Consider the following 7,423-nt stretch of genomic DNA (forward strand, 5'->3'; position numbering starts at 1 on the left):
GGATGGCCATGGAAGCCAACGGAATCGTACTGTCGCCCGACCCTCGTCTGCGCCAGGAGTGCGCCGTCATCGAGGAAATCACCCCGGCGATCGAGGCGCTTGCCGAGAAGATGAAGAAGATGATGTTCGAGAACGGCGGCTGCGGTCTGGCTGCCCCGCAGATCGGCGAGCTCATCCAACTCGTTACTATCGACTGCGACTACAGCGATAAGAACGACTACGACCCGTACGTGCTCATCAATCCCGTCATTGTTGAGCAGAGCGACCATCTGGTGCCGTTTAGCGAGGGCTGCCTGTCTATCCCCGGCATTAGCTGTGAGATCGAGCGTCCCGACCATGTTATCGTCGAGGCGTACGACTTGGACGCCAACCTGATTCGCTATGAGGCCTCGGGCGACCTGTTCTGCGTGTGCCTGCAGCACGAGATCGACCATCTGCACGGCAATACCATGTTCGAGCGACTGAAGCCGATGCAGAGGCTCAAGGCAGTCAAGGAGTACCAGGACGCCCTGGCCCGCGGCGCTCGACCGGGCGAGACCGAATAGGTTAATTGTCCGTCCCTGGGATGGGGCCCACACATATCATCCCGTGCTCAAACATTCTCGCTGCGCTGCGAAACTGCGCACGGGACGATATGTGTGGGCCCCATCCCAGGGACTACGTTGTCGCTCTTCGTTTCGCCCGGGTGCCGTCGGGCCAGGGAGGGGCGTCTTCGCTGATAGGTGCTTTGTTGGGAGGGCTGCTTTTATGCGGCTCTTTCTTTGGTTGTGGGTATATTTGTCTTTGTTGAACTGTTCTTGCGGCTGGGTGCGCTTGTGACCTGGAACGCTTTTTTGTAGCCGTCTCGGCTCGTTATTGAGAGGAGACTAACTTTTATGCGTATTGTGTTTATGGGTACGCCTGATTTTGCTGTGCCTTCGCTGACTTCGCTTGTTGAGGCTGGTAACGAGATTGCGCTTGTTATTACTCGTCCCGATGCTGTTCGTGGGCGTGGCAAGAAGCTGGAGCCTTCTCCTGTTAAGGCCAAGGCGCTTGAGCTGGGGTTGCCGGTTGTTGAGGCTAATCGTATGACGGCCGAGGTTGTTGAGTCGCTCCAGGCTGCCCAGGCTGACATTTTCTGTGTGGCTGCCTATGGTTGTATTTTGCCTGATGAGGTCTTGCGTATGGCGCCGCTCGGCACTGTGAATGTTCATGCTTCGCTGCTGCCTCGTTGGCGTGGGGCTGCTCCTATTCAGCGTGCGATTCTCGCTGGTGATGAGGTTGCTGGCGTTTCTATCATGCGCATCGGGCATGGCGTCGATACTGGTGCTTATTGTGCTCAGGCTTCCACGTCGGTTGCCGGTAAGCATGCTGAGGCGCTGACCATGGAGCTTGGTGAGCTTGGTGGCAAACTGCTTGCCGATACGCTTCTTTCGCTTGCCGATGGCACCGCCGTGTGGACCGAGCAGGATGGGGCGCTCGTTACCCATGCTGCCAAGATTTCCAAGCTGGAGATGCGTCTGGATCCGCAGATGGCTGCGCTCGATTGTGTGCGTCATGTGCTCGCTTCGTCCGATACCGCGCCTGCTCGTTGCGTGATTGCCGGCAAGACCGTGCGCGTGCTCGATGCTGCGCCGGCTGATGTGTCGCTTGGCGAGGGCACTGTTGACGTTAAAAACAAGCGTGTTTACCTCGGTCTTTCCGATGGCACGGTTGAGTTGCTCGAGGTTAAGCCTGATGGCAAGCGTGCTATGGCCGCTTCTGCTTGGGCTGCTGGCCTGCAGGGCGTCGATCTTTCGTGGGGTGTTTTGTCATGAGCAAGCTATCTCCCGCGCGCAAGCTTGCGCTCGATGTGCTAATGGAGGCCGATCGCCGCGGCATGTATGCGCGCGACGTGCTGTCCTCTCGCGCATCGGCTAAGGCTATTGACCAGCGCGATTCCGCTTTTGCCGCCCGCTTGGCGCTGGGTGTGGCCGCCACGCAGGGTATTTTGGATGAGCTGCTCGACCAGTTTCTCGATAAGCCCAAAAAGGTCGCGCCTCGTGTGCGAATGGCACTTCGTATCTCGGCCTTCGAGATGCTCTATCTGCATACGCCTGGCCGCGTTGCCGTAAGTCAGGGTGTTGAGCTGGTGCGCAGTGGAGCTAAGTCTGCCGCAGGTTTGGCCAATGCCGTACTGCATAAGGTCGCGGACAACGTTGAGGACTTTGCTACTGCGTCCGATGTGGATGAGTCTGAGCGACGCTTGGTCCGTCTGTCGCGCCTGATGGGACTGCCGCGTTGGCTTTGCGCTCGCATTATGGCATCGTTTGACACGCCCGAGGGTGCGCTTAACTTTGCCGGCAATCTGGCCCCCGCGCCGCTGGCCCTGCATGAGAACGCCTTTGCGACCAAGCCCGATCCGTATATCTCGCAGCTCGTCGCGCCTGTCTTCCCAGGTTGCCATGCCCCGGTTGATGCCCAGGTTACCGTTGCTTCGGGTGTGTTTGAGCGTGCTGCCGCGGTGGCATCTGATCTCAATGCGCAGCTTATCGCCACAGCTGCCACGCGCCCTGGTAGCTGCCTTGAGATTGGTGCCGGTCGTGGCACCAAGACCTATGTGATGATGTGCCAGGCCAAGCGTGCGGGCTATGAGCGTCAGCATACGGCGCTCGATCTGCATGATCGCAAGTGCGATCTGAATCTCGCTCGCCTGCATAAGGCCGGTATTCAGGGCGTTCGTATGGTTTCGGGTGATGCCTGCGAGCTTGATGAGGTGCTCACATCGTTTGATGCCATGCTTGGCGAGCCGGTTAAGTTCGACACGGTTTTTATCGATGCGCCGTGCTCGGGCACCGGCACCATGCGCCGTCATCCCGAGATCCCGTGGCGCCTAACCGAGAATGATGTGACGGCCGAGTTACCCAAGCTTCAGCTGACGATGCTTAAGGAGGCTTCTGCGCGCGTGGCCGCCGGTGGAGAGCTCATCTATGCCACCTGCTCGGTTTTTGATGAAGAGAACACGCAGGGCGTGGATGCCTTCCTGGCTTCTCCCGAGGGCGCCGACTTTAGCATCGCACCGCTCTCCGAGGCTCAGATTTTGCAACTCCCCGAGTTCGATCAGGCCAAGAAGCTCGTTTCCGTACGCCAGAACGATCGAGGCCTCTTCCAAAGCGTACCGGTAAACGCCGACTCCTACGACGGCCACTTCTGCGCCAGACTGGTCCGCAAGTAACGACTAAGTTGCGGTGAAATAGGGATTGAAACGCCGCTTCTGTCCGCCAAACAGTCCTTATTTCACCGCAACTCACAAGGAAACCTGGGTAGCTTGATTAGCTACCCATAGAGCAAAGAAATAGCCCCGCGATCAATGTTGATCGCAGGGCCGCGTAGTTCCTAGTGGTTATGCGGGCAGTTGGCGCAGCAGCCGCTGGTAGCGCTGGTGCTGGAGCCGCCACTTCGCTGGTCGGTGTTGTAGAAACCGCTGCCCTCAAATTTAATGCCGCTGGCCGAGAACGTCTTGGCCGCCGGGGCACCGCAGCTGGGGCACACGACCTCGGGAGTCTCAGACATGGGATGCTCAACCTCAAACAACTTGCCGCAGCTCGAGCACTTGTAATCGTAGCGCGCCATAATACTTCCTTTTCAGCACAAAGCGGGCAGATTACTCTGCCCGCAAAAATTCAAACGTCTGTAACTGTACCCTATATCGGGGGTTTTATCACGCTTCGCCCCAGAATCTATGGTTGTTGCGCAGGAGCTGTGCGGTTTTGTTCTCGGCGGCTGCAATGTCCGCCTCGTCAGCCTGCCAGGTCCAGTTGCCCGTGGCCACGCCCGGAACATTCATGCGCGCGTCGTCGCCAAGCCCCAGGACATCCTGCAGCGGCATCATCACGAGGGGAGCATCGCTTGCCAGCGCGTCACCCATCAGCTTGGCCGCCACCTCAACACCGCTCGGTTCATCGCCGCCCGCAAAGGAACGCGTGCACCAACCGGCCAACGTCGACGTGTCGTGCGTCGAGGTGTACAGAATCTTGCCGGGCGTAGGGTGCACGCCGCAACGAACGTCGTAATCGCTAAACTCCAGTACGTCCATACCGGGGAAGCCGCAAGTCGAAGCCATGGCGCGAACGCCGGGCGTCAGGTAGCCCAGGTCCTCGGCGATAAAGTTGAGCGGCCCCAGCTCGTCATAGGCGGTCTGGAACAGGTCCTTGCCCGGGCCTGCCAGCCAACGCCCGTCGGCGCAGGCCTTACCTGCGGGGATACTAAAGTAGCTGTGGAAGCCCAGGAAGTGATCCAGACGCACACGGTCGTAGAGCGAAAACGCGCGGCGCAGGCGATCCATCCACCAGCTATAGCCGTCCTGCTTCATGTGGTCCCAGCGGAACGTCGGGTTGCCCCACACCTGGCCCTCGGGTGCAAAGTTGTCGGGCGGCGAGCCGGAAATCTCAATCGCTTTGCCGGTATCGGACAGCCAGAAGTTCTCGGGCTCGCTCCACGCATCCGCCGAATCGTCCGAGACATACATCGGGATATCGCCGATGACCTCGATGCCCTTCTTGTGCGCATAGTTCATGAGCTCGCACCAAGCTAGGTCAAAGCGGTACTGCATGTACGCCTGAAGCTCGGCCTCGTCGTGGAAGCGCTTGTCGTCGATCAGATGCTCGTTGTAGCGCGCGACATCTGCCGGCCAATCATGGCGCGTCTCGCCCTCAAAGTACTTCTTAACGGCCATATAGACGCTGTACTTCTCGAGCCAATCGGCATTGCGATGTTTAAACGCGGTGTACAACGGATCGGCATCTTCGCCGCCGCGGGCCATCCAGGTCTCAAAGTCGGCGGCCAGCTCCTCGTGGCTCTCGGGTAGCAGGTCGATATTGCCTGCAAAGGCCGAAGGACCGGCGTAAGGGGAGCGGAAGAAGTCCGTGGGGTTGACGGGGAGAACCTGCCAGTAGCGCATGCCCATGGCGGCCAGATGGTCGATAAAGCGACGCGTGGGCGCGCCGATCGTACCGGGCTTGCCGTCGTCGGTTGGCACCGATGTGATATGGCACACAACACCCGCACCGTGGTCGAGCGGCTCCTGCAGGCGCTGCTCGGCATGGTGATAGATGATCGACGAGCCCAGCGGATAAAGATCGAGCGTGACCGTGCCGTTGTGGATCTCGCACTCGTGACCGCTAATAACATCGCTCGCGCATTCGCCGAGCGCCGGAATCGTCACACGATGCGAATTGCGCAGGCTGCGGTTGATGATGACTGTCGCGGACTCGCCGTCTATACCGGTACGGTTGTAGGCCAGCACCTCGTCATTGAGCGCGAAGGCCTTGATCTCGCCATCGATCATAAACGGCAGCGCGCGGCGCACGGCCGAGGCATTCTTGACGATCGCGAACGTATCGAAGTCGTGCAGGTTTTCCTTGGTCGGCATGGTGCGGCGATTGCCCGGATCGGTGAGACCCTCCAAGCCGTACTCGTCACCGTAATAGATTGAGGGAACGCCCGGGAACGTCATCTGCATGAGCGTCGCCAGCCAAAAGCGGCTCTTGGCCAGGCCCATGGAGTTCTCGTCCAGGCGCCATTTGCTGCGCTCACTCTCGGGCAGCTGCGACTCGTCGGGGCCGCCGCCGAGCACCGAGATAATGCGCGGACGGTCGTGGCTCGACAGCAGGTTGAGCGCGCAAGACAGGGCCTCACGCGGATAGTTCTCGCGTAGGGTCTCGATATCCTCGGCTGCTTGGTAGGCGTTTTTGTAGCCCATCAAAAAGCCGATGACCATGTCGCGGAAGGGGTAATCCATGGCCGAGTCGAGCTCGGAGCCTTGTAGATAGCGACGCAGATGGCCGTAGCTGATCTTGTTGGAGGCATCTTCCCAGACCTCGCCGAGCAGCAGCGCGTCGGGCTTCTCGGCGAGCACGGCCTTTTTGATCTCGGTCAGGAAGTCATCGGAAAGCTCGTCGGCCACATCGAGGCGCCAGCCATGGGCACCGGCGCGCAGCCATTTGCGGATGATACCGTCCTTGCCCAGAATCCGCTCGCGTACCAGTTCGGAGCTCTCATTGATGGCGGGCATATTGCCCACGCCCCACCAGCAGTCGTACGAGCCGTCCTCGTGGAAATAAAACGCATCACGCCACGGAGAGTCCTCGCTCTGCCACGCGCCGACACCGGGATAGTTGCCGTAGCGGTTAAAGTAGATCGAATCGTCGCCCGTGTGGTTGAACACACCGTCCAGAATGATGGAAATGCCCAGCTTCTCGGCCGCCTCGCACAGCTCAGTAAAGTCCTGCTCGGTGCCCAGAATCGGATCGATCTTGGTGTAATCGGCGGTGTCGTAGCGGTGGTTGCTCGCGGCTTCAAAAATGGGGTTGAGGTAGATGGCTGTAAAGCCCAGTTCGGCGATGCGAGGCAGGTCATTCTGGATACCCTTGAGCGAGCCGCCGTAAAAATCCCAGGTCTTGATGGAGCCGTCTTCGGCACGCTCGTACTCGGGCGGTTCGTTCCAGTCCTCGACCATGCGGCGCTGGATTCCGTTGCGCGGTTTTTCAACTTCGGCCAGCGTTCGCTCGCGCCAGTTTTCGTCGCGGGCATAGCGGTCGGGGAAGATCTGGTAGACCATGCCCCGCTCGTACCAGGTGGGACGGTTCTCGCGATGCTTGTAGACGGTAATCTGGAACGACGGGACCTCGGCGTAATCGTAGGTCACACCCTCGCCACCGGTGCGACCCTGCGGTGCACCCAAGCGGACCTCGGGCTGGCCCTCGATGTTGCAGATAAAGCTGTACCAAATAAGACAGGGCTCGGTGCACTCAAGCTCTACGGTAAATATGCCGTCGCCCTCGTGCGTCATGGGATACAGAGACTCACCGATATCATCGACCCAGGTACGCAGGGTAAGCGTTGCCTGGTTGGGGTCGGCATCCTCCAAAATCACCGAGAGCGAAACGGAAGTTCCAGTGGTCACAGCGCCAAACGGAGTACGAAACTGCGGCAGACGGCTGTTGTGAATCAATCTCATAATTCGGTCCAGTTCAATAGAATCACGGCCTGCGGGCCATGGCTTTACGCACAAGATATAAGTATATCTGTTGTACACAGGCTGTATAAACAACATCCGTTTACCATCGGCGAACGGTTGTCCTAGAAAATCGTTTTACCATCCAAATTATCGCGATATCCGAAATAGCCTAGACTGATACTATTTTTTGCCAAACAAAAGTACTTCGGTTTACTACGACGAATTGAATGATCTTAACCACGGTCATTTTGGTGATATTAAAACCGCAGGTAGAAGCGTTGCCAATTTTTTAGATTACTCGCTGTGGTCGGCCGGAGCCATTTTGTCGTAGTAAACCGGCCCTCTTTTTAATACATAAGTTCAACCAATAGATCGCGTCGAAAATGTTGGTGTAAGGGTGACGCCCTAGCGCCCGTTTAACGAAGAACGGCCTTCGTCCTAGAATCT

At 58.5% G+C, this 7,423-nt stretch carries 5 protein-coding genes; 3 read left to right on the forward strand and 2 right to left on the reverse strand.

What is annotated here, in order from left to right; all coding sequences use genetic code 11:
• Window positions 1-8: 8 nt before the first annotated feature.
• The 3 genes from def (at window position 9) to ACESUZ_RS05615 (ending at window position 3,193) form a co-directional block, all read left to right on the forward strand.
• Window positions 9-545: a peptide deformylase gene (def, locus tag ACESUZ_RS05605; RefSeq protein WP_373198927.1), complete on the forward strand. Its 537-nt coding sequence runs from the start codon at window positions 9-11 to the stop codon at window positions 543-545.
• Window positions 546-875: 330 nt separating this feature from the next.
• Window positions 876-1,796: a methionyl-tRNA formyltransferase gene (fmt, locus tag ACESUZ_RS05610; protein WP_373198929.1), complete on the forward strand. Its 921-nt coding sequence runs from the start codon at window positions 876-878 to the stop codon at window positions 1,794-1,796.
• Window positions 1,793-3,193 carry an RsmB/NOP family class I SAM-dependent RNA methyltransferase gene (locus ACESUZ_RS05615; RefSeq protein ID WP_373198930.1) on the forward strand — a complete coding sequence of 467 codons (1,401 nt, stop codon included), beginning with the start codon at window positions 1,793-1,795 and terminating at the stop codon, window positions 3,191-3,193. The genes fmt and ACESUZ_RS05615 overlap by 4 nt, the downstream gene beginning before the upstream one ends.
• A 161-nt stretch (window positions 3,194-3,354) precedes the next feature.
• Here the strand turns inward: ACESUZ_RS05615 and ACESUZ_RS05620 are convergent, their stop codons facing one another.
• Together ACESUZ_RS05620 and ACESUZ_RS05625 are read right to left on the reverse strand one after the other, a co-directional pair.
• A complete protein-coding gene (locus ACESUZ_RS05620; protein WP_373198932.1) occupies window positions 3,355-3,591 on the reverse strand; it encodes an FmdB family zinc ribbon protein in 237 nt (78 codons plus the stop codon).
• Window positions 3,592-3,679: 88 nt separating this feature from the next.
• Window positions 3,680-6,976, reverse strand: a complete 3,297-nt coding sequence (locus ACESUZ_RS05625) for a 4-alpha-glucanotransferase (protein ID WP_373198934.1) — start codon at window positions 6,974-6,976, stop codon at window positions 3,680-3,682.
• Between the last annotated feature and the right edge of the window lie 447 nt (window positions 6,977-7,423).

The sequence above is a fragment of the Collinsella aerofaciens ATCC 25986 genome, from assembly GCF_964239575.1.
Lineage (GTDB): Bacteria > Actinomycetota > Coriobacteriia > Coriobacteriales > Coriobacteriaceae > Collinsella > Collinsella aerofaciens_BQ.